Genomic DNA, 22,452 nt, shown 5'->3' with positions numbered 1-22,452 from the left:
GCTCTTCCAAGTGCTGTTCAGGCATTCCAGGTGATGTGGAGTTCTTCGCGGAAAGCAAATCGCTTTAGGTGGTCGGCAACGACATTCTCGTATCGCTCTATCTGGGCCGGGTCAGCGGCCGACAATCTCATATGAAGCGCCGCGTGATCGGCTGAAAACGTGACTTCGGCGGTATCACTGAAGGGTACACGCCCGCTTTCCGCCGTGAATTCCACGGTAAACTTGTGGCTCCAGTGTTTGCAGAGCTGTTGGAGATACTTGCTGGCGTGTTCGGTGGCGACAGTCGAGGTCGAAACAGGCATATCAAGCTCCTTCCTGCCTTCCTTAGGCCCCATCCGATGCGTTTGGCAAGCAACTCCGGTGCACAGTCTGTTTCAACAATAGTGGCCTCCCACGCGCGTAAAGGCACGCTAAGTTCCGCCAATATCAGCATGAGAGGAAAAACGCCTTGCTCGTAAATGGAAAGTGGACGGAAGATTGGCAGCCGGTTCAGGCGAAGGACGAGAAGGGCGGCTTTGTCCGTCAGATCTCCAGCTTCCGCAATTGGGTTACCCCTGACGGCGCGGCGGGCCCGACGGGAGAGGGCGGCTTCAAGGCCGAGGCGGGACGCTATCATCTCTACGTGGCCTATATCTGCCCCTGGGCATCGCGGACGCTGATCGGCCGAAAGCTGAAGGGGCTGGAATCGGCCATCTTGGTTTCAGTCGTCGAGCCGGTATTGACGAAGCAGGGCTGGCGGTTCGGCGACTATCCGGGCGCCACGCGGGATCACATTCACGGCGCAACGTATATGCACGAGATCTATACGAGTGCGGCACGCGACTTTACCGGCCGCGCAACCGTGCCCGTGCTTTGGGACAAGCAGTTGCAGACGATCGTCAACAACGAGTCGGCTGATATCCTGCGGATGATGAACGAAGGTTTCGGCGATCTTGCTCGCAATCCGATCGACCTATATCCGGCAGCGCGTCGCACCGAGATCGACGCTTTCAACGAACTGATCTATCCGAGCCTCAACAATGGCGTCTACCGCGCGGGCTTTGCCACGACGCAGCTTGCCTACGAGGAAGCGTTTGCCGGTGTATTCAAGTGCCTCGACTGGGTGGAAACAGAGCTTGGCGATCGGCCCTTCCTGTTTGCAGACCATCCGACTGAAAGTGACATTCGTCTTTTCGTCACGCTCGTGCGCTTCGATATCGCCTATCACGGCCTGTTCAAATGCAATTTGCGCCGTCTCTCGGATTACAAGAATCTTCGCCGCTTCTGCCGGCGAATGCTCGATTGGCCGGGTGTCGTCGAGACCGTCAACTTCGACCACATAAAGCGCGGCTATTACTCGATTGAAAGCCTCAACCCCGCAGGCATCGTGCCTGCGGGTCCCGATCTAGGCGAAATTTTCTGAAGCAGCGTACCGCTTCGGCAAAAAGCCATAATGACACCGGTGAATATCTCGTTCATAGGTGATCAAAACGTGGATGCTGCTTAGGAGGAAATATTATGAAGCTCATGCGTGTTGGAGAGGTTGGTCGCGAGAAACCGGCCATGCTCGATTCCGATGGCAAGATCCGCGATCTGTCGGCGCACGTCTCGGACATCGGCGGCGAAGCGATTTCGCCCGAGGGCCTGTCGAAACTCAAGGCTCTTGACGCGAAGAGCCTGCCGGAACTCGCCTCGGGTCGCATTGGCGCCTGCGTTGCCGGCACCGGAAAGTTCATCTGCATCGGCCTCAATTTCTCTGACCACGCTGCTGAAACCGGCGCGACTGTTCCGCCGGAGCCCGTGATCTTCATGAAGGCAACATCGGCCATCGTCGGGCCGAACGACAATGTCCTGATCCCGCGTGGCTCCGAAAAGACCGATTGGGAAGTCGAACTCGGCGTCGTCATCGGCAAGACGGCAAAGTACGTCAGCGAGGCCGAAGCGCTTGATTATGTTGCCGGCTACTGTGTTTCCCACGACGTTTCGGAGCGCGCCTTCCAGACGGAACGTGCAGGCCAGTGGACCAAGGGCAAGTCCTGCGACACATTCGGTCCGATCGGACCCTGGCTCGTCACCAAGGACGAGATTGCCGACCCGCAAAATCTTGGCATGTGGCTGAAGGTCAACGGCGAAACCATGCAGAACGGCTCGTCGAAAACCATGGTCTATGGTGTCGCTCATGTGGTGTCTTACCTCAGCCAGTTCATGTCGCTGCATCCGGGCGATGTGATCTCGACCGGCACGCCTCCGGGCGTCGGCATGGGCATGAAACCGCCGCGCTTCCTCAAGGCTGGCGACGTCGTGGAGCTCGGCATTGAAGGCTTGGGTACGCAGAAGCAGACCTTCCTGGCTGATCGATAACGTCCGTTCTGCGATCATTAAGCATTCGAGCGCACCATCATGCCGGGGGTAAATTCCCCGGCATTTCTTTTTGCGGTGCGGATGGCAATGTTGCTGCGCAACAAAAACCTGTTAATCTGCGTTGAGGTGCCAGCACGTCGTTGGAAAGAATCCGATGCCTTTCAATCGGCGTCGTCTTCCAGGTTAGAGAAAGGTGGCGCATCTCATGTTTTATCAGCTTTATGAATTGAACCATGCCGCATTGGCGCCTTATCGGGCTTTCGCCGATATCATGCGCATGGTCTATGCCAATCCCCTCAATCCGATTTCGCAGACGCCCTGGGGGCGTACGATGGCGGCGAGTCTCGAGATGTTCGAGCGGACGACCCGACGCTACGGCAAACCGGCCGTCGGTCTGCATGACACTGTTGTCGAGGAAGGAAAGGTGGCCGTACGGGAAGAGATCGTCTGGTCGCATCCCTTCTGCAATCTGCTCCATTTCGCGCGCAATGTTCCAAGCAGCCATGCGCCAGACCCGCGCATTCTCATCGTCGCGCCGATGTCGGGCCACTACGCGACACTGCTGCGCGGCACGGTCGAAGCGTTGCTGCCAAGCGCCGACGTTTACATTACCGACTGGATCGATGCGCGCATGGTGCCGATGACGGAAGGCACCTTCGATTTTGACGACTACATCGACTACGTCATCGAGATGCTTCGCTTCCTGGGCCCGGATACGCATGTGATTGCCGTCTGTCAGCCTTCCGTGCCGGTTTTGGCTGCCGTCGCCCTCATGGAAGCGGAGAACGATCCGTTTTCGCCCTCATCGATGACCCTGATGGGCGGACCGATCGACACGCGCATCAACCCGACAGCCGTCAACCAGCTTGCCAAGGAACGCTCGCTGGAATGGTTCGCGGATAATGTGATCATGAATGTGCCCTGGCCGCAGCCGGGCTTCATGCGTCCGGTCTATCCCGGCTTCCTGCAGTTGTCCGGCTTCATGTCGATGAACCTCGATCGGCACGTGATCGCTCACAAGGAGTTCTTCATGCATCTGGTGAAGAACGATGGCGAGCCGGCCGAAAAGCACCGCGACTTTTATGACGAGTACCTCGCGGTCATGGACTTGACGGCGGAGTTCTACCTTCAGACGGTCGAACAGGTCTTCATCAAGCACGCGCTGCCGAAGGGCGAGCTGCTCCACCGTGGTAAGCTTGTCGATCCCGCGGCCATCCGCAACGTGGCACTTCTCACCGTCGAGGGGGAAAACGACGACATCTCCGGCGTCGGCCAGACACAGGCTGCCCAGACCATCTGCGTCAACATCCCCGACAACATGCGCATGCACTACCTGCAGCCCGACGTCGGCCACTATGGCGTCTTCAACGGCTCACGCTTCCGCCGGGAGATTGCGCCGCGGATCATCAGCTTCGTGAAGGAACATGCCCGTTCGGGAAAGCCCGTGGTGAAACGGGTGATCAAGGGCGGAAAATCCGCCTGATTTAGTATATTCTGAATTAGCGATTGTATTTCAAGGCGTTGTCCGATTTGGGCGGGCGCTGCCTTGAAGCGGGCCAGGCGTGTAACCACATCGATTCCAGCGTTCGGTATCTCGCCGGACGCGGAAAATGCGAGGACACCGCACGATGAACCAGTCAGCATTGCTTCGCCCGGATTGGACTCCGGCTACCATTGCCCTGATGATCCTCGGCTTCGTGGTTTTCTGGCCTCTGGGTCTCGCCATGCTCGCCTACATCATCTTTGGAGAGCGTTTGCGCGGTTTCAAGCGCGACGCCAACAGCGCCGCCGATGGATTCTTCGCCGGCTGCCGACGTTCACATGGCCGCTATCGCCCTCATTTCTCGACGGGCAATGTTGCCTTCGATGATTGGCGCAAGGCCGAGCTCGACCGGCTGGAAGAAGAGCGTCGCAAGCTTGATGAAATGCGCGAGGATTTCGACTCCTACATGCGCGAACTACGCCGCGCCAAGGACCAGGAAGAGTTTGACCGCTTCATGCGCGACCGCAAGAACGGCAAGCGCGAAGACAATGGTCCGGTAGCAGAATACCAGACTCCGTAATTCCCAGGACCGTTCAGCACTGAAACTTGAACCGGCATCATCGATGCCGGCTTTTCTTTGCCAAGAATTCCAGCGAATCATATAGAAAATGCCCATGTTCCCGCTCCCTGCAAAGCCACGCCGCAGCGTTCGAAAACCGGCTCCGCCGGAAACGCGAACGCTTGACGTTGCCGGACGCCTGATGCCGCTGACGATCAAGCAGCACGAGCGGGCGACCCGCATTACATTGCGCATCGAGCCTGGCGGTCGGGGCCTGAAGATGACGATCCCGTGCGGATTGGCGCAGCGCGAGGTAAATGCCTTCCTCGACCGCCATCAGGGCTGGCTCTTGACCAAGCTTGCCAAATTCTCGACCGACAGCGGTCTTCGTGATGACGGCACCATTCTCTTTCGGGGCGTATCCCATCGCGTTCACCACACCGGCAGCGTGCGGGGCCTGACAGAAGCCGTCGTCGTTGATGGCAAACCCGTGCTCAAGGTCAGCGGCATGCCCGAGCATCTCGGACGCCGGATTGCCACGTTTCTGAAGAAGGAAGCGCGAGCCGATCTCGAGAGGCTGGCAACGTTCCATGCCCGCTCGATCAATGCGCCGATCAGGTCTATCGCCATGAAGGACACCCGCAGTCGGTGGGGTTCCTGCTCCTCGGAGGGAAACCTGAGCTTTTCCTGGCGCATCGTCATGGCGCCGCCGTCAGTGGTCGACTACCTTGCGGCCCATGAAGTCGCTCATCTCAAGGAGATGAACCACGGGCCACGCTTCTGGGCGCTCTGCAAGAAGCTCTGCCCCCACATGGAAGAGGCGAAGCTCTGGTTGAAGCGGCACGGCAGTCAACTGCACGCCATCGATTTCGACTGAGCGACGCCTCGCAAAAATCAGCTTTTGTCGTGATTTGGCTCGACTCCAAGTGCTTTTCGTGTCACTTCGCTGCCATGAAACCGGATATCAAAATCTGCGGACTGAAGACGCCTGAGGCGATCGATCGTGCACTCGCGCGCGGCGCCACACATATCGGCTTCATCTTCTTCGAAAAGAGTCCCCGCTACATCGAGCCTGATATCGCCGGCAAGCTAGCGGAGCCGGCTCGCGGCAAGGCCAAGATCGTTGCGGTTTTGGTCAATCCGAGCAACGACGATCTTGATGAAATCGTGGCGCTGCTTCGGCCCGATATCCTGCAGTTGCATGGCGACGAGAGCCCGGAGCGCGTTTTGACCATCAAGGCGGTGTATGGACTGCCGGTCATGAAGGCTTTCTCGGTGCGGTCGGCTGACGATCTGAAGCGGGTCGAGGCTTATGTCGGCATCGCCGATCGCTTCCTCTTCGACGCCAAGCCGCCGAAAGGGTCGGATTTGCCGGGTGGCAACGGCGTGTCCTTCGATTGGAGCCTGCTTACCTGGCTTGACGACAGCGTGGATTACATGCTTTCCGGTGGCCTGAACAAGGGCAATATTGCCGAGGCGCTCGGCATCACCAAGGCACCCGGGATCGACGTATCTTCGGGGGTCGAAAGCGCGCCCGGCGTCAAGAACGTCGCAATGATCGATGAGTTTTTCGATGCGGTCCAAACGGCTTGTCAGCCCGAAACGACCTCAGGGAGTTGAGAGTGAACCAGACGCCAAAACCGAATTCCTTCCGTTCCGGCCCTGATGAAGACGGCCGTTTCGGCATCTACGGCGGCCGTTTCGTCGCCGAAACGCTGATGCCTTTGATCCTCGACCTGCAGGACGAGTGGAACAAGGCAAAGGACGATCCGGAATTTCAGGCGGAGCTGAAGCAGCTTGGCACCCACTATATCGGTCGCCCGAGCCCGCTCTATTTCGCCGAGCGCCTGACGGCCGAACTCGGTGGCGCGAAGATCTATTTCAAGCGCGAAGAGCTGAACCACACCGGTTCGCACAAGATCAACAACTGCATCGGCCAGATCCTGCTCGCCAAGCGCATGGGCAAGACCCGTATCATCGCGGAAACTGGTGCCGGCCAGCATGGCGTTGCCTCGGCAACGGTTGCCGCCCGCTTCGGGCTCCCCTGTGTCGTTTACATGGGCGCAACCGACGTCGAGCGTCAGGCGCCGAACGTGTTTCGCATGAAGCTGCTTGGTGCCGAGGTAAAGCCGGTGACCGCCGGTCACGGCACGCTCAAGGACGCCATGAACGAGGCATTGCGCGACTGGGTCACGAACGTCGACGACACCTATTACCTGATCGGCACTGCCGCCGGTCCGCATCCCTATCCGGAAATGGTTCGCGACTTCCAGGCCGTCATTGGCACCGAAGCCCGTGAGCAGATTTTGGAAGCCGAAGGTCGGCTGCCGGATCTCGTCATCGCAGCCGTCGGCGGCGGTTCGAACGCGATCGGCATCTTCCATCCGTTCCTTGATGACGAGAGCGTCAAGATGGTTGGCGTCGAAGCCGGCGGCAAGGGCCTCAATGGTGACGAGCACTGCGCCTCGATCACTGCGGGTTCGCCCGGCGTCCTCCACGGTAACCGGACCTACCTTCTGCAGGATGGCGACGGCCAGATCAAGGAAGGCCATTCGATTTCCGCTGGTCTTGACTATCCTGGCATCGGCCCCGAGCATTCCTACCTGAACGACATCGGTCGCGTCGAGTATGTGCCGATCATGGACCATGAGGCGCTCGAAGCTTTCCAGACGCTGACCCGCCTCGAAGGTATCATTCCGGCGCTGGAGCCATCGCACGCGCTGGCCGAAGTCATCAAGCGCGCGCCGAAGATGGGCAAGGACGAGATCATTCTGATGAATCTCTCCGGCCGCGGCGATAAGGACATCTTCACTGTCGGCAAGATTCTGGGAATGGGTGAGTAAGCATGACCGCACGTATGGACAAACGCTTCGCCGATCTTAAGGCGGAAGGCCGGCCGGCACTCGTCACCTATTTCATGGGAGGCGACCCCGACTACGAAACCTCGCTCGGCATCATGAAGGCTCTGCCGGAAGCGGGTTCCGATGTTATTGAACTCGGCATGCCGTTCTCCGATCCGATGGCCGATGGTCCGGCGATCCAGATGGCTGGCCAGCGCGCTCTGAAGGGCGGCCAGACGCTGAAGAAGACGCTGCAGCTTGCCAGCGATTTCCGCAAGACGGACGATGCGACGCCGATCGTAATGATGGGCTATTACAACCCGATCTATGTCTACGGCGTGGAGAAGTTCCTCGACGACGCGCTGGCAGCCGGCATCGATGGCCTCATCGTCGTCGACCTTCCACCCGAGATGGATGACGAACTCTGCATCCCTGCGATCAAGAAGGGGATCAACTTCATTCGGCTTGCGACGCCGACGACCGACGAAAAGCGCCTGCCGACCGTTCTTCGGAACACGTCCGGCTTCGTCTATTATGTTTCGATGACTGGTATCACTGGCTCTGCTCTGCCGGATCCGTCTCTGGTCTCGGGCGCCGTCAAGCGCATCAAGCAGCACACCAACCTGCCTGTTTGCGTCGGCTTCGGCGTCAAGACCGCCGACCATGCAAAGGTCATTGGCAACTCGGCCGATGGCGTGGTTGTCGGCACAGCAATTGTCAATCAGGTGGCAACGAGCCTCACCAAGGATGGGAAGGCGACAGCCGATACCGTCCAGGCCGTCGCCACCCTCGTTCGTGGACTGTCAACGGGTACACGTTCGGCGCGCCTTGTTGCTGCCGAATAATTTCCCCACATTGGCAAGAGTCAATCAGGAGTTTTCGACTTGAACTGGATCACCAACTACGTCCGCCCCCGCATCAATTCCATGCTGGGCCGCCGCGAAGTGCCGGAGAACCTCTGGATCAAGTGCCCGGAAACGGGTGAGATGGTCTTCCATAAGGATCTGGAAGACAACAAGTGGGTCATTCCGGCCTCCGGTTATCACATGAAGATGCCGGCAAAGGCTCGCCTTGCCGACCTTTTCGACGATGGCGTCTATGAGGCTCTGCCGCAGCCAAAGGTCGCCCAGGATCCGCTGAAATTTCGTGATTCCAAGAAATACACGGACCGTCTGAAGGACAGCCGCATCAAGACCGAGCAGGAAGACACCATTCTCGCTGGCGTCGGCAAGATGCGCGGCCTGAAGATCGTCGCGGTCGTTCATGAGTTCAACTTCATGGGCGGTTCGCTCGGCATTGCCGCGGGCGAGGCGATCGTCAAGGCGTTCGAACGCGCCATTGCGGAGAAGTGCCCGCTGGTCATGTTCCCGGCATCTGGTGGTGCCCGCATGCAGGAAGGTATCCTGTCGCTGATGCAGCTGCCACGCACGACCGTGGCGGTAGACATGCTGAAGGAAGCAGGACTGCCTTACATCGTCGTGCTGACCAATCCGACCACTGGCGGTGTTACCGCGTCCTACGCGATGCTCGGTGACCTGCATCTGGCCGAACCCGGGGCTGAAATCTGCTTCGCCGGGAAGCGCGTTATCGAGCAGACGATCCGCGAGAAGCTTCCGGAAGGCTTCCAGACCTCCGAGTATCTGCTGGAACACGGCATGGTGGACATGGTGGTCAAGCGCCACGATATTCCGGATACGCTCGCGCGCGTCTTGAAGATCCTGACGAAGAAGCCGGTTGCGAACCTATCCAAGGAAAACAGCGGGACGCTTGCTATCGCTGCAAGCGCCTGACAGAACCCATCACAGGCGGGGTGAGCGATGATACCCAGGGGCCAAGCCGTAGTGAGTGAAGCAGCACAGGAAATCGACAAGCTCTTGGGCCTGCATCCCAAGGGCTTCGATCTATCCCTGGATCGCATTACCCGACTGCTTTCCGTCCTCGGGGATCCGCAGAAGAAATTGCCGCCCGTCATTCATGTGGCGGGCACGAACGGCAAGGGGTCCGTGACGGCGTTTTGCCGGGCTTTGCTGGAAGCCGGTGGCTACAGCGCGCATGTCCATACCTCTCCGCATCTCGTCAACTGGCACGAACGCTATCGGATCGGCGCCAAGGGCGGTCGCGGGCAACCGGTGGACGATGCGGTCTTCGCCGAGGCGGTGCGGCGCGTGGCGGCCGCCAATGACGGGCAGAAGATCACCGTTTTCGAGATCCTCACCGCAGTCACTTTCATTCTGTTCTCAGAGCATCGGGCCGATGCCGCGATCATCGAGGTTGGTCTCGGCGGTCGTTTCGACGCGACGAACGTCATCTCCGACCCGGCCGTTTCGGTCATCATGCCGATTTCCTTGGACCATCAGCCTTACCTCGGCGATCGCGTCGAACTGATCGCGGCAGAAAAAGCCGGTATCATGAAGCGCGGGCACCCTGTTGTGATCGGCAAGCAGGAATATGATGCCGCGCTCGACGTGCTGATGTCGACCGCCGAACGGCTGAACTGCCCGACCGCAGTCTTCGGCCAGGACTACATGGCGCATGAGGAATATGGGCGTCTCGTCTATCAGGACGAGTTCGGTCTCGCCGACCTGCCATTGCCCCGCCTTCCCGGCCGCCACCAATATGCCAATGCCGCCGCTGCGATCCGCGCCGTCAAGGCCGCCGGCTTTGCGGTCACCGAAACGATGATGGAAAAGGCGCTGCTGTCGGTCGAGTGGCCGGGCCGTCTCCAGCGTCTGAACGACGGCAATCTGATGGCCAGTGCTCCGGCTAAAGCAGAGATCTGGGTCGATGGCGGCCACAACCCCGGCGCCGGCGAAGTTATCGCCGAGGCCATGGCGAATTTCGAGGAAAAGCAGCCGCGCCCGCTCTTCCTGATCATCGGCATGATCAACACCAAGGATCCGGTTGGCTACTTCAAGGCTTTCAAAGGATTGGCCGAGAAGGTCTATTGCGTGCCGATCCACGGGAGCGATGCGATGATCGATCCGGTGATCCTTGCAAACGCCGCCTATGATGCCGGCCTCGTCGCGGAACCGATGTCGACGGTCAGCGATGCGTTGGAGGCGATCAAGGAGGGCGCCTTTGAACAAGCCCACCCACCGCGAATCCTGATCGGCGGCTCTCTCTATCTCGTCGGCGATGTGCTTGCCGACAACGGGACGCCCCCGAAATGAGAAAAAGCCCGGTCGAACGCCGGGCTTTTTCCTATCTGCTTATGGATAAATTAAGCGGCGCTCGAGATCCAGCTCGAAAGAGCGGTCTTCGGGGCAGCGCCAACTTTGATGTCAGCAACTTCGCCGGCCTTGAACATGGCGAGCGTCGGAATGGAACGGACGCCAAACTGGGCGGCGAGTTCCGGGTTTTCATCGATATTGAGCTTGGCGACCTTCACCTTGCCCTGAAACTCGACAGCGAGTTCTTCGAGGCTGGGGGCGATCATCTTGCACGGGCCGCACCATTCAGCCCAGAAATCGACGACGACGGGTTCTGCGGATTCCAGAACTTCCGACTGGAAGTTGTTGATATCGACTTTTACGGTAGCCATAGGCTGCTCCTTTACGGATTCCTGTTGAAACACATGTGAGCGTGCGGTGCGGGAATTTCAATGCCCGTATTTCACTTTGTCTCGAGTTGCGCAAGCGCCGACGCCAATGCATCCGGCGTCAGCGTGTGAACCGAAGCATTTTCAGTGTAGACAAGCACGCAATCGACGCGCTTGCCGGGATAGAGCGGCGCCAGGATCTCGCGATAGATCGCAAGCTGCGCCTTGTGTGCAAATGGGATGGCCTCTGCCGTCTGCGGCGGGACGCGATTGGTCTTGTAGTCCAGCACGACGATGCGATCGTCGAAGACCGCCATTCTGTCGACACGGCCGGAAACGGCATAGTCCTGGCCGGCGATCGTCAGCGTCCCCATGACGGAGACCTCAGCCTGTGCATGAGTCGAGAAGACGGCTTCGAGGTCGGCTGCGCCCAATAGCGTCAGAACCGAGTCGACCAATTGCCGCCGCTCTGCTTCGGGCCAGAATGGCGCCGCACGCTTGGCGTATCGTGATGCTGCATCTGGCTGATCGCCGCGTGGCACATCCGGCAGCACCTGCAATATGCGGTGGAGGAGCCGCCCTTTTTGCAGCGAGCGATCCGGCTTTCCCGTTTCCGTGAAAAGCGGGGAGGCGACGAGGAGGTCATCGGCGCCATCGTCGATGATCGTTCCGACGCCGGATGGGCTGAGCGGGCGCGGCAATTGCCTGCGCGGTGGCAGTGGCCTGTCGAGGCCAGGCGGGACCGTCTGTTGTCTGGCGGTCTCCGCGCTGCGTTCAAGGCGCTCGAACCTTCTCTCTATCCGTGGTACGCGCCATTCGATGCCAGCCCATGTCCCGTCAGGCCCAGAAAATGTCGCAGCAGATACATGCGGATGGCTGTCGGTCATCGCAGCGGAAATCATGGCATGCCAGGTATCGGTGTTGGGACGAATGCCCCTGTAGCCGCAAACGGTAAGGCGATCGGCGGCCCGGGTCATCGCAACATAGAGCAGCCGGCGATATTCCTGTTCCGCCAGCGATTGGATGCGTGTCGCGTCGGCCTGGGTCAGCGAGTTGCTGAGATCGCCGATCGGAACCCATGCCGGCATGGGCGGCTCGCCGCTCCCCTGTTCAAGCAGCCGCAGCTTCTGCATGTGCGAATGGGTGAAGGCCTTCGAGCCGCCGTCGACGAGGAACACGATCGGTGCCTCAAGGCCCTTTGAGGCGTGGACTGTCATGATCCGGACTTCATTCCGGCCTTTGTCCTGCTCACGCTTCACCTCCGGTGCTTCGATTTCAAGCGTCGAAATGAAGGATTGCAGGCCTGGCAGGCCCGAGCTTTCGTGATCAAGCGCGAATGTCAGGAATTCATCGAGAATATCGCTGACCTCGGTTCCGAGCCGGGCAAGGAATTGTCGTCGGCCGCCGTGGCATCCGAGAACACGAGCATAGAAATCGTGAACCGACAGCGTCTCGGATTCGTCCAGGAAGAGCCTGAGGCGAGAGACGGCTGTTTCAAAGCGCGCATTTCCATCAGCGGCGAACTTCTGCACGTGAGCCCAGGCACTCTCGCCCTCCGTACGCAGGGCGGCAATTGCGAAGACGTCGTCTTCGCTCAGATCGAGAAGCGGGCTCTTCATCAGCGCTGCCAAGGAGAGGTCGTCCTCGGGCAACAGTAGAAAGCGGCCGAGCGCCACGAGGTCCTGCACGGCAATGTGGCTCGTCAGGCGCAGGCGGTCGGCGCCGGCAACCGGTATGTCGCCGCGTCGCTTCAAGGCGCGTGTCAGCGCGTTGACGAAGGCGTCGCGCTTGCGCACGAGGACGAGGATATCGCCGGCCTCGATCAGTCGCTCCTTGCCCTTCTCGACGATCGTTTCCTTGCCCACCAGATTGCCGATCGCATGAGCAATGCGACGGGCGAGCACTGATGCTGGGGCGCTCTCCGGCGTGGCGTCAAAGGGTGCGGTCCAATCTTCTTCCTTGATCGTCGCTTCAGGCGCGACCATCTCCCAGAGATCGACTGCGCCCGGGTGGCCTATGCGGTTAGAACGGTGCACCACCGGCTCGCCTGCCGCACTTAACCCGCGGGCATTTTCAGCCGGTGTGAAGATGTGGTCCACTGCGGCAAGGACATCCGAGGTCGATCGGAATGAGAGCGGCAGCCGCACCGTTGAGAAGGCGTGCCCGCTCTGCGAGACGCGCCGACGCGTCCGCTGGCTTTCTTCTGAAAAGCGTTCGGGCCGAGCGCCCTGGAAAGAATAGATCGATTGCTTTTCGTCGCCGACGGCAAAAAGGGTACGCACCACATTGCGGGCGCTCTCGCCGGAAAAGAAATCCTCGGCCAGCGACTGGATCACGCTCCACTGGATTGGACTTGTATCCTGTGCCTCGTCGACAAGGATATGGTCGATCCCTTGGTCGAGCTTGTAGTGGATCCAGGGGCCAACGTCGCTCTTGTGCAAGAGTTCGGAAGTCCGCGTTATCAGATCCTCGAAATCGAGTTGGCTGCGCTGCTTCTTGAGGTCGTCGTAGTCTTTGTTGAGGCGGTCGGCGAGGATCAGCGCTGCGCGTGTTGCCTCGTACATGCGGGCCGTTTTCCACCGATCCCGACACAATACCACGTGCGCTCGGGCCATTGCCACGGCATCGATGAGCTCCGGTGCTTCAGTCAGCATGGCCTTCACGAAAAACTGCGAATCCGCCTTTGGTTCAGCCCTTGCGGTAAGGAAGATTTTCTCCAGCACCGACGCCCGGCGCGCGGGGTCTCGTTCGCGCGCTGCCGACCGCAAGCCGGCTGCGATATCGTGCGCCTTTGCCCCGCCTTTCTGATCCGCAAGGTCTAGGTACCGGTCGAGCACCCCGCCGCGCAGACCAGGAAGCGGCCAATACGACTCGGCGATCCCGGTCGCAGTATCGTCTTCAGAAAGGTGAAGCTTCGTCCGCAGTACCGCATCGAGGCCACCCTTCCGCTCCGCATCCTGCGTGAAAGTGCGGATCGCATTGCGGTTCGCGATGATTTCCTCAAGAAGGTTTTCGAGGCCTGACTCATCGCCGAGATTGAGCACGTAAGCAAAGGCGTCCGCGAGCGCCGGATCGTCCTCCGGTGTAGTGGCCGTAAGCAGCGATCGCCGTGCATCCAAAAGAAGCGTCGCGGCAGCCCGATCGTCGAGCACGGAAAAGTGGCCGGCGACGTTAGCTTCCAACGGAAACTGGTGCAGCAAAGCTTCGCAAAACGCGTGAATGGTCTGGATCTTCAGCCCGCCCGGCGTTTCCAGTGCTTTTGCAAAGAGGCGCCTCGCCTCCGCAAGTTTCACCCTATCCGGCGCCTTGCCTTCGATCCGCGTGATGCGTTCTTCAAGTTCCGTGTCCGGCAGAACCGCCCACTCGGCAAGCCGCTCGAAAACGCGGTTCGACATTTCGGAGGCTGCCGCCTTCGTATAGGTCAGGCAGAGGATTGCTGACGGACGTGCTCCGGCCAGCAGGAGCCGGATAACACGCTGCGTCAGGACGTGCGTTTTTCCGGAGCCGGCATTGGCGGAAACCCAGGCTGAGCGTTGCGGATCGGATGCGATCGATTGCTGGATGGTCGTCCAACTCGTCCAGGCAACGGGATCATCGCCCTCAGGCAGCGTTGCGTCGTCATTCATCGCCGGTTTCCTCGTCGCTCTCTGCGGCAGACCATTCGGAAACGCGCGCCAGATGATCGTAATCACCACCGAAATCGAACTGCTGTGCCGGCACAAGCCGCGAGGTGAAGCCCTTTTCGCCTGACTGCAGGAGCGAGACGAACTTTATGAGTTGGTCGATCGAGTCGGTGGCCAGGTCCATGGCCGATTTTGCCTTGTCGGTTCTGGCCGAAGTCTCGTTGTTGACGGTGTCGACCTTAAAGCGATTGCCCGGCCGCAGGCGCACGTAGAGAAGATCTTGTGGAACAAGACTGCCAGCATCCCGGAAGGCGCCGGCGTGAAGCGCGGCGGCCTCCAGTGCCAGCTGGGGATCAAGAAGCGCGCGTGCCTGAGGGGCGGAGGGATTGTATCCGGTCTTGTAGTCGATGATGTCGGCGGTACCGCTGCCGGTGATGTCGATCCGGTCGGCGACGCCGCTCAGGCGGACATTGATCGCCTCCAACTCCACCCCGCCACGCACCTCGGTCAATGTTCTTCGAATGCCTGGCTGTCGCTGCGCCTCCCACTCGAGAAACGCGCGGGCAACTTCACGGAAACGCGGGCGCCAGACTGCATCGATATGTGCAGGAAGTTGCTCCGTATCGAAGAGTTCGTTCAGAATGTTCTCCATCGCCGTTTCAGCTGCCGGCGTTCCGGCAACGTGACCTTCACGGACGAAGCGGTCGATGATCTTGTGATAGAGCGTTCCTCGCTCCGCGGCGCCAGGGTCTCGATTGAACGGTGCTACCGGGTCAAGGCGCAGAACGCGGCGTGCATAGATTGCATAGGGGTCGCGACGAAGGCGCCCGACCTCGCTGAAAGAGTAGGACTTAGGCTGAATCTCCAGCGGCGGTATTGGACTTGGACGTTGCGCGGGCGCTTGGCTGTCGCCTTGGTCGATGAGGTTCGCCCAATGCACAAAATTGTCGCCGCGGGCCTTGAGCTGTGCCTCGAACTCGTGCCCGCCGAATGCGAGCAGCCGCTGCAACCAGCGCGACGCGACGGTTGGCGTCGAACCTTGTCGAAGGGCTCGCGAATAGATGAGATGGCGCGTGCCATTGGCCATTTCGAAATCGTGCGACAGCTGGCCGATGCGCCGTTCTGGAGGTTCCAGCCCGATCTCGGTCTTCATTGTCCGAGAAACGAAGGGGTTATTGGATGTTTGACCCGGCCATGAGCCTTCGTTCAGGCCGCCCAGGATCAATGTGTCTACGTTCTGCAGGCGCGCTTCTAGCGTGCCGAAGATGAAAATTCTCGGATGGCTTAGCGCCCGTGGCTTTACAGCCTGGCCAGCCAATAGCGCAGTGACGATGTCGATCCACTGCGGGCCATCCGCGTCGATCTGCCCCTCGGTTTCGATCACTTCGCCGAGCATCGACGCCAGGGTGTCGCCCGCTTCGCCGGACCAGAGACCAGCAAGATCGCCGCGCGCGTCGCGGGTTACCGCCTCCAATACGCGCCCGGTTCGCTCCCCCCAATCGGCGAGCCCAAGGCTGGCCGTTAGCCCCGGCTCGGGAAGGCGCCGAACAAGCGCCGACGCCAGCGGTTCGGTCGCTTCGGCAACCCGTCGGGCAAGAGCACGCGCGTGGTCAATCGCATCGGCGGGAAGGGATTTTCGCCACTGCGGCGCGTGACGATCCAACGCCTGCTCAGACAGCTGCTGCTCAAGAAGCGGTTCCAACGCCGAGATGTCGACGTCGGCCACACCACCACGCAGTGCCAGCAGCTCCAGAGCTGCTACCGCTGCCACGTGCACGCCACGCTCCAGCCCAAAATGCGCCAGGGGATGCTTCAGCAATCCGACGATAGCGACGGGATCGCCAGGGCGAAGGGTTGCTTCCAGCAGCAGTTGCAACAGCGTTCCCTGTGGGGTGGCGGAAAGCGGCGTGCCTGCGGAATCGTCCGCAACGATGCCGAAACGCGATAATTCCGTCGTCACGCGGCGGGCTAGGTTTCGATCCGGTGTGATCAATGCCGCCCGGCTCTCGCCGTCATTGCCGGGCGCGCGCTCGAGCGCCAAGCGGAGGGCGATTGCAATTGCAGTGGCTTCCTCGCGCTCATTGCCCGCCTCGATCAGCGAGACATCTGCAAATGCCGCTGAGATCGTAGCGTCAGATAGTTTCGCCTTCCATGTGCCCCAGTCGCTGGTTGCTTCGGCAGGGGAGAGCGCATGTGAGAGGATTTCGCTACGCTGTCGCAATTCCTCGGGCGGCGCGGCAAGCTGCACCACATCCTGCCGCGTCAATTTCAGTCGCTTTAGCAACTGCGCGAGGCCGTATTGCGAGTGGCTGCGGCTCGCCGGGTCGGCGGGCTGATCTATCCGAATGTCGGGCGCCACCATTCGCCAATGCTCATCCGGCATGCCGAGGTCGAGCCCCGGCAGAACGATGACGCCTTCCGGAAGGTTGGCGACCGCTGCGATAAGGTCGGCCGTCGCCGGCACAGAGCCTGTCGATCCTGCAATGATGATGGGTCCCATCGGCCGGGCTGTCGCCAGGCGATTTGCTTCGGCACGAAGAATTGCGTTGCGGTGTCTTGCGGGCGATGATTTGCCGAGCTCATTCAGCCGCTCCGGCCAGAAGGCGCTGGCAATCTGCAGGAACTCGGCCGTCAGTTGCCACCAAAGCGCATAGTCTTTCACATTCAGGCGAGACAGTTCGTTCCAATCCCGATCCTCGGTCTCGATGGCGTCGATCAATTCCGCAAGATTGCGCGCAAGCCAAATGGCGTCGGCTGGGCTTGCGGGCGCGACGAGCGGCGAATCGGAATGGATGCTGCGCACAATCTCCGGCAGCTTGTTTCGCCAGGCGAGGATAAGGCGCGCGAGTTCCAGCAGGCGGGCGGTGTTGGATAACGGCTGAGCAAGATCCAGGGTCGCGGGAAGGGCTTCGTCGAAATAGCCGCTATCGTCGTCGGTCTCGCCGAGCGGTCGGATAACCGGGAGGATTGCGGATCGTCCGCCGAGGAGATCGACGAACTCCGAGCGGAGCACGCGTGCTGCGCGCCTCGTTGGCAGATAGATCGTGGTTTTCGAAAGCGATAGGGGATCGCCGGGATCATACCGGAAATGCGGTGTCAGTCGGCCGTCACAAAGGCTTTCGGCAAGGCTCTTCAGGAAGGGAAGCCCTGCGGGGATGCTCAAGACCCTCGGCCGGTGATGCTCGGCCATCCGTCATGCAAACGTCCGGTATCGCCGGATCGTTTCCTCCGCTTCACCAATCGCTTCCGGCGTGCCGACAGTAAGCCAGTGTCCTTCGAGTACGGTACCGTAGAGCCGGCCGCGAGCGATCGCCTTGTCAAAATAGAGATTGAGGTTGAATGGATCGGCTGGCGCGTCATCGAGAAACGACGTGTCCATTGCAATGGCGCCGGCATAGACAATTGGGCAGGGACCCGAGTCGAAGAAACGGGTCAACCGGCCATCCCGCGCCATGTTGAAGTCGTTCTTTCCGTTGTGCCCGGTCGTGTCTTCTAGTTTCACGCAAAGCATAGCCATGTCCATCTCTTCCGGTCGGAAGAATCCGGCTAAGCGTGTCAGGTTGCTGGGAACGCCGCGGCGTTCTCCGATCCAGAAGAGGTCGGCATTCGTGACAAAAACCTTGCCGGGATTAAGCAGCTTCAAGCCCTTCGCAAGGCCGCCGCCGTTGTTCAACAGCTTCTCGCGTTCGTCGGAGATGATGATCTCGAGGTCTTTGTATGAAGCCAGGTGCGCCAGCATCTGATCGGCGTGGTGATGAATATTGACCACGACCCTTTCGACACCGGCTTCCGCAAGCGAATCGAGCGCGTAATCGATCATCGCCTTGCCGTCGATCTTCACGAGCGGCTTCGGGATGGTGTCGGTGATCGGCCGCATGCGGGTTCCAAGACCTGCAGCGAGAACCATGGCTTGCTTGATGCTCATCTGATCCGAGAAATTATGATTCGCTTGGTACTATTCCAGCCCTTACGCACCAGTCGCGCAAGGGGGCAAGCGTTTCATGTTCCAGCGCAACGGAAAGATAGGACAGGGTGCGCGGCATATGCCTCATATAGCCAGGTTTTCCGTCTCGTTGCATCAAGCGAACCCAGAGGCCGGCAAGCTTGCAATTGCGTTGTGCAGACATGATTGCCCAACTCTTCAGGAAACGAGCCTCATCGAAGCCACCCTTTGTTCTGCGCAGAGATAGATAGTCGTCCATCAATTGCCGGAACAGATCGGGCGGGACCGTGACGCGCGCATCCTGCACGATTGAAGCGAGATCGTAGGCTGTGGGGCCGATCATCGCGTCCTGGAAATCAATCAGTCCGACGCGCGCTATCCCACGCTCGTTGTCGCGCCAGATAATGTTCGGCGAGTGGAAATCGCGGAGGAGAAGGCTTTTTTCGGAGGCTTCAAGTTCGTCGATCAGCCTGTCCCAGATCGCGAGGTATTCATCGCGCTCGGCGCCACTGGCGGCGGTACGGCCACGCTTCCAGGGCAAATGCCAATCGAGAACGAGACGTACCTCCATCTTCATCGCCGTCCGATCGAAGTCGGGGATGTGGTGGACGTGGCTGTCGGTGACGCGAATGTCCTGCGGGATCGTCAGCGAGTGCAGATGCGCCAGGCAGGCAACGCTCGCCCGGTAGCGGTCGGCGATGGGCTGACCTTGCAAATCCAGGACGCCGTCGGTGCCAAGGTCCTCCAGAAGCAGGATGCCTTGGTCGTAGTCGACCTGGTAGATCTCCGGTGCAGCAAAACCCTCCTGTCGGAGCACATTGGCAATGGCAACGAAAGGATAGGCATTCTCGGCGATATGCGCGACCTTCGGATATGGCTTGCCATCCAGGACCGGCGGCCCTTCCGGCAACGGTGGCCAATCCATCAGCACGCGTCGCTTCCCATCACCGGCATAGACTGCCTCGTAGGCTCGAAGCGAGGCATCGCCTGTCAGAAAACGACGCTTCGCATTGGTGTATCCCGCTGCATCGATGAAATCACGTATGGCCAGGACGCGTCGGATCCGGGCAGCCTGTTTTTCTGGGGCCGCAATGGTCACCTTTCGACCCAGGCCCTCGTGCTCCAGCTTGAGCGCAATGCGGTCTGCCGGCAGCTCGTCGCTTGCCATCTCAGGCCACTCGACGAGGCAGATGCCGTCCTGGAGTGCTTCGTCGAAGCCGAGTTCGGTGAGTTCGGCCGGATCGCCGAGACGGTACAGGTCGAAATGTGCGACCGGTACGCGCAGGTCGTAGGCTTGCACCAGGGTGAAGGTGGGGCTTGGCACGTCGAGTTCGTCATCATCCGCCATCGCACGCAGGAATGCGCGCGCGAGCGACGATTTCCCGGCCCCGAGGTCGCCCGAAAGGGCAAGGCAGTCGCCGCGTTTCAGCGCCAACGCCAGGTCCTCTCCAAAGCGGATTGTTTCCGCCTCATCCTTCAGGAAGAGAGAAATGACAGGAGTGCCCGACATCATTCGGCTGCGACGGACGTCGGAAGATCGACCGAAGGAATCCGGCAGGTCACGATCGTGCCCTTGCCCGGCTGGCTGTCAATGGTGACCGTCCCATGGTGAAGGCTGACAAAGCTGTCGACGATCGACAGCCCAAGTCCCGCGCCGCCCCTCTTGCCGCTCTTAGCGCCGGTCGCGAATCGATCAAACACATTGGCGATCATATCCTGCGAGATACCAGGACCGCGATCGCTGACGGAGAAGAGGAAATCCATCCCTTCACGCCGGCATTCGAGCGAGATTGACGAGCCTTCCGGAGAGAAATTGGCTGCGTTGGAGAGCAGCTTGACGAGGATCTGCTTCAGTCTTTGCGGGTCGGCGACGATCGAGCCAAGATGCGCCGGAGCGGTAATCTCCAGCGTCACGCCGCTTTCCTGCAGCCTGTCGGCAATCTGCATCGATACGTCGTCGAGCAGATCGCCAAGATCAATCGACGAGTAGCTCAGCCGCATGATTCCGGCGTCGACCGTGGCAAGATCGAGGATGTCGTTGACCAGCGTCAGCAGCACCGAAGAAGAGGTCGAGATGTGATCGATATATTCAGCCTGCCGGTCGTTCAGCGGTCCGAGTCCCGGCGTGCGCAGCAGGTCGGTAAAGCCAATAATGTTGGTCAGCGGCGAGCGCAGCTCATACGAGACATGCTGGACGAAGTCGTTCTTAAGCTCGTCTGCCTTGCGCAGTGCTTCGTTCTTTTCCGTCAGGGCGCGCTCAGCACGGACGCTGTCGGTCATGTTGACGAAGGTCAGCATCGTCTGCGCATTCGGCAGCGGGATGACAGCATAGTCGAGCACGAGACCCGAGAACAGCTCGAGCGTTCCCTGGCTGGAGCGGCGCTCGTCGTCGAAGCTGGTGATCAGCTCAGCGAAGGTCTTCCATCCGTCCGGACGGTCATATGATTGAGAGCACGCCTCGCCAAGGGCACGGATATGCGTGCCGGGCTTGGCCTCCGCTTCCGTGATTCCCCAGAGCGCACGGAAGGCGGGATTTGAAAGGCGCATGCGCCCATCAGGTCCAAAGACGGCAACGCCTTCCGAAAGGTGGTCAATCGTCTCGCCCTGCACCTTGAGAAGCGTGTTGTAGCGCGTCTCGAGGTCGACCTGCTCGGTGAGGTTTTCGAATACCCAGGTGGCACCGCCTTGCGGATGCGCTGTCGCGAATACGCGGAGCGTCTGGCCGTTCGGCAGGTGCCACAAATCCGATTGGGTATCGATCGATCGATAGACAGAGAGCGCGGTTTCCTTCCAGGATTTCCAGTTCAGTTGGTCCGGCAGCTTCTTCGCGGCGCGCAGGCGCTCCAGCAATTCCGCATTGTCGGGCCGGCTCTCGAGGAAAGCGATATCAAGCTCCCAGAGCGAGACGAAGGCCTGATTGTAAAACTGCAGCCGTCGGTCGCCGTCGAAAATTGCAACGGGTGTTGCGAGATGGTCGAGTGTTTCGGCGTGGCTTTTCAGGGTCCGCTCAAGCTCGGCGCGAACAGTCTCGATGCCGGAAACGTCGACGGCAATGCCGGCGGAGCCGCTTGGGACCTTCACATCGACAACGTCGAAGAAGGTGCGGTTGCCGCGCACCACGGTCGAGATCTTGTCGTGGAATGGTGACTCGGCCGTCGCCGTGGCACGGATGCGCTCGCGGGCAACGGTGGTCAGGAACTCGCGGCCCTCGTTGACCGCCTGATCTGGCGTGGGCGCCTCGACCGCGTCGCCGTAAGCGTGATTGACCCAGGTCAGCCGACCTTCGGTGTCACGCTGCCATGCCGGAAGATCGATTGCGTCGAGCATGCTTTGAAACGCCGAGATCGAGGACAACAGTCTGTCCCGTTCGATCTTAAGCTCAGCAAGCTCGGCGCGAAGATTGTTCAGCGCTACAAAACGGACGAATGCGCGGCCTCCGGAAACCCGGCCTTGCGCTTCCAGGATCTCCTCCCGGTGAGTTTCAACGACCATGTCGAAGCTATGGGCTGCCCCGCGCAGACGGTCGATCGCGCGCTCGAGCTCAGATGCGGAGCGCGACTTCAGCCACAGGCCGAAGGCGAGGAATTCGTTGTCCTGCGGCGCGCCGGTTTCGGGAGGCAGCTGACCGATAAGCTCAGGGCGCTCGTTGCCATCCCAGATCACGATCCGGCGATTCTTGTCTGCAATCAGTGCCTGATATTGCGAGATGCGCTGCTGCGCATCGGAGAGCGCCGAGCGGATCTCCCGGCTTTCGCTTTCCATATTCCCACGCTGCCGCACGACCCAAAGGGTGGAAAGCAGCGCGGCGGAGATCACGCCGATGACGACGGAAAGGCCGATAACCTGCGACGAGGTGAAAAGATGCGCGGATGTGACAGCCTCGGCTTCGACCTGCGCGAGAACCGGCTGCGCAATCGATGTCATTGCAGTGCCGGCCGCAAAAATCCGCGCCACATGAGCCAATAGTCCCGGCTTCTCGGCGACGGCCCTTGAAGTGCCGGCAGGTTTCCGTTCGCCCGAACGGAGCGGGCAGGGGTCAGCGTGAACGCCATCCTCTGCCTGTTCGACCAGGCTGTTCATCATTTCCGACATGCGCGGTATGTCTCCGTCCCTTAATGTGCCGCCA

17 protein-coding genes are annotated in these 22,452 nt (G+C 60.2%); 10 read left to right on the top strand and 7 right to left on the bottom strand.

What is annotated here, in order from left to right; genetic code table 11:
* Positions 1 to 17: 17 nt before the first annotated feature.
* Positions 18 to 302, bottom strand: a complete 285-nt coding sequence (locus RHIBUN_RS0100215; protein ID WP_025657927.1) for a DUF2218 domain-containing protein — start codon at positions 300 to 302, stop codon at positions 18 to 20.
* A gap of 146 nt (positions 303 to 448) precedes the next feature.
* On the opposite strand from RHIBUN_RS0100215, the gene RHIBUN_RS0100210 reads away from it, so the two are divergent.
* The 10 genes from RHIBUN_RS0100210 (at position 449) to RHIBUN_RS0100165 (ending at position 10,392) form a co-directional block, all read left to right on the top strand.
* Positions 449 to 1,402, top strand: coding sequence for a glutathione S-transferase family protein (locus RHIBUN_RS0100210; protein WP_025657926.1), 954 nt, complete (start codon positions 449 to 451; stop codon positions 1,400 to 1,402).
* A gap of 95 nt (positions 1,403 to 1,497) precedes the next feature.
* Positions 1,498 to 2,340 carry a fumarylacetoacetate hydrolase family protein gene (locus RHIBUN_RS0100205; protein ID WP_025657925.1) on the top strand — a complete coding sequence of 281 codons (843 nt, stop codon included), beginning with the start codon at positions 1,498 to 1,500 and terminating at the stop codon, positions 2,338 to 2,340.
* Between the two features lie 205 nt (positions 2,341 to 2,545).
* On the top strand, positions 2,546 to 3,823 hold the full coding sequence (locus RHIBUN_RS0100200; protein ID WP_025657924.1) for a polyhydroxyalkanoate depolymerase: 1,278 nt from the start codon (positions 2,546 to 2,548) through the stop codon (positions 3,821 to 3,823).
* Between the two features lie 145 nt (positions 3,824 to 3,968).
* Positions 3,969 to 4,403, top strand: coding sequence for a DUF2852 domain-containing protein (locus RHIBUN_RS0100195; protein WP_025657923.1), 435 nt, complete (start codon positions 3,969 to 3,971; stop codon positions 4,401 to 4,403).
* A 94-nt stretch (positions 4,404 to 4,497) separates the two neighbouring features.
* A complete protein-coding gene (locus RHIBUN_RS0100190) occupies positions 4,498 to 5,259 on the top strand; it encodes a M48 family metallopeptidase (protein WP_025657922.1) in 762 nt (253 codons plus the stop codon).
* 74 nt (positions 5,260 to 5,333) lie between these two features.
* Complete coding sequence (locus RHIBUN_RS0100185; RefSeq protein ID WP_025657921.1) at positions 5,334 to 6,002, top strand: phosphoribosylanthranilate isomerase; 669 nt, start codon at positions 5,334 to 5,336, stop codon at positions 6,000 to 6,002.
* Positions 6,003 to 6,004: 2 nt separating this feature from the next.
* On the top strand, positions 6,005 to 7,225 hold the full coding sequence (trpB, locus tag RHIBUN_RS0100180; protein WP_018859418.1) for a tryptophan synthase subunit beta: 1,221 nt from the start codon (positions 6,005 to 6,007) through the stop codon (positions 7,223 to 7,225).
* Between the two features lie 2 nt (positions 7,226 to 7,227).
* Positions 7,228 to 8,067 carry a tryptophan synthase subunit alpha gene (gene trpA / locus RHIBUN_RS0100175; RefSeq protein ID WP_025657920.1) on the top strand — a complete coding sequence of 280 codons (840 nt, stop codon included), beginning with the start codon at positions 7,228 to 7,230 and terminating at the stop codon, positions 8,065 to 8,067.
* Between the two features lie 39 nt (positions 8,068 to 8,106).
* A complete protein-coding gene (accD, locus tag RHIBUN_RS0100170) occupies positions 8,107 to 9,012 on the top strand; it encodes an acetyl-CoA carboxylase, carboxyltransferase subunit beta (protein WP_018859420.1) in 906 nt (301 codons plus the stop codon).
* Positions 9,013 to 9,039: 27 nt separating this feature from the next.
* Entirely contained in the window at positions 9,040 to 10,392 is a 1,353-nt protein-coding gene (locus RHIBUN_RS0100165) for a folylpolyglutamate synthase/dihydrofolate synthase family protein (RefSeq protein WP_025657919.1), read from the top strand.
* Positions 10,393 to 10,442: 50 nt separating this feature from the next.
* Here RHIBUN_RS0100165 and trxA read toward each other — a convergent pair whose 3' ends face one another.
* The 6 genes from trxA to RHIBUN_RS0100135 form a co-directional block, all read right to left on the bottom strand.
* Complete coding sequence (gene trxA / locus RHIBUN_RS0100160; RefSeq protein WP_007528746.1) at positions 10,443 to 10,763, bottom strand: thioredoxin; 321 nt, start codon at positions 10,761 to 10,763, stop codon at positions 10,443 to 10,445.
* A 71-nt stretch (positions 10,764 to 10,834) separates the two neighbouring features.
* Positions 10,835 to 14,386, bottom strand: a complete 3,552-nt coding sequence (gene addA / locus RHIBUN_RS0100155) for a double-strand break repair helicase AddA (RefSeq protein WP_025657918.1) — start codon at positions 14,384 to 14,386, stop codon at positions 10,835 to 10,837.
* Positions 14,379 to 17,573, bottom strand: a complete 3,195-nt coding sequence (addB, locus tag RHIBUN_RS0100150; protein ID WP_025657917.1) for a double-strand break repair protein AddB — start codon at positions 17,571 to 17,573, stop codon at positions 14,379 to 14,381. Before addB ends, addA begins: the two co-directional genes overlap by 8 nt.
* A gap of 3 nt (positions 17,574 to 17,576) precedes the next feature.
* Positions 17,577 to 18,308 carry a nucleotidyltransferase family protein gene (locus RHIBUN_RS0100145; RefSeq protein WP_018859424.1) on the bottom strand — a complete coding sequence of 244 codons (732 nt, stop codon included), beginning with the start codon at positions 18,306 to 18,308 and terminating at the stop codon, positions 17,577 to 17,579.
* A 13-nt stretch (positions 18,309 to 18,321) separates the two neighbouring features.
* Positions 18,322 to 19,836: a tRNA (adenosine(37)-N6)-threonylcarbamoyltransferase complex ATPase subunit type 1 TsaE gene (gene tsaE / locus RHIBUN_RS0100140; protein ID WP_025657916.1), complete on the bottom strand. Its 1,515-nt coding sequence runs from the start codon at positions 19,834 to 19,836 to the stop codon at positions 18,322 to 18,324.
* On the bottom strand, positions 19,836 to 22,418 hold the full coding sequence (locus RHIBUN_RS0100135; protein ID WP_025657915.1) for a PAS domain-containing sensor histidine kinase: 2,583 nt from the start codon (positions 22,416 to 22,418) through the stop codon (positions 19,836 to 19,838). Before RHIBUN_RS0100135 ends, tsaE begins: the two co-directional genes overlap by 1 nt.
* Between the last annotated feature and the right edge of the window lie 34 nt (positions 22,419 to 22,452).

The organism is Rhizobium sp. IBUN (assembly GCF_000510625.1).
Lineage (GTDB): Bacteria > Pseudomonadota > Alphaproteobacteria > Rhizobiales > Rhizobiaceae > Rhizobium > Rhizobium altiplani.
This window is presented reverse-complemented; position numbering and strand designations above follow the sequence as displayed.

What these genes read in the sequence shown, in the direction of transcription:
- RHIBUN_RS0100215 (WP_025657927.1), bottom strand. Translation starts at nt 302, where the DNA reads ATGCCTGTTTCGACCTCGACTGTCGCCACCGAACACGCCAGCAAGTAT.
- RHIBUN_RS0100205 (WP_025657925.1), top strand. Translation starts at nt 1,498, where the DNA reads ATGAAGCTCATGCGTGTTGGAGAGGTTGGTCGCGAGAAACCGGCCATG.
- RHIBUN_RS0100200 (WP_025657924.1), top strand. Translation starts at nt 2,546, where the DNA reads ATGTTTTATCAGCTTTATGAATTGAACCATGCCGCATTGGCGCCTTAT.
- RHIBUN_RS0100195 (WP_025657923.1), top strand. Translation starts at nt 3,969, where the DNA reads ATGAACCAGTCAGCATTGCTTCGCCCGGATTGGACTCCGGCTACCATT.
- RHIBUN_RS0100190 (WP_025657922.1), top strand. Translation starts at nt 4,498, where the DNA reads ATGTTCCCGCTCCCTGCAAAGCCACGCCGCAGCGTTCGAAAACCGGCT.
- RHIBUN_RS0100185 (WP_025657921.1), top strand. Translation starts at nt 5,334, where the DNA reads ATGAAACCGGATATCAAAATCTGCGGACTGAAGACGCCTGAGGCGATC.
- trpA (WP_025657920.1), top strand. Translation starts at nt 7,228, where the DNA reads ATGACCGCACGTATGGACAAACGCTTCGCCGATCTTAAGGCGGAAGGC.
- RHIBUN_RS0100165 (WP_025657919.1), top strand. Translation starts at nt 9,040, where the DNA reads ATGATACCCAGGGGCCAAGCCGTAGTGAGTGAAGCAGCACAGGAAATC.
- trxA (WP_007528746.1), bottom strand. Translation starts at nt 10,763, where the DNA reads ATGGCTACCGTAAAAGTCGATATCAACAACTTCCAGTCGGAAGTTCTG.
- addA (WP_025657918.1), bottom strand. Translation starts at nt 14,386, where the DNA reads ATGAATGACGACGCAACGCTGCCTGAGGGCGATGATCCCGTTGCCTGG.
- addB (WP_025657917.1), bottom strand. Translation starts at nt 17,573, where the DNA reads ATGGCCGAGCATCACCGGCCGAGGGTCTTGAGCATCCCCGCAGGGCTT.
- RHIBUN_RS0100145 (WP_018859424.1), bottom strand. Translation starts at nt 18,308, where the DNA reads ATGAGCATCAAGCAAGCCATGGTTCTCGCTGCAGGTCTTGGAACCCGC.
- tsaE (WP_025657916.1), bottom strand. Translation starts at nt 19,836, where the DNA reads ATGTCGGGCACTCCTGTCATTTCTCTCTTCCTGAAGGATGAGGCGGAA.
- RHIBUN_RS0100135 (WP_025657915.1), bottom strand. Translation starts at nt 22,418, where the DNA reads ATGTCGGAAATGATGAACAGCCTGGTCGAACAGGCAGAGGATGGCGTT.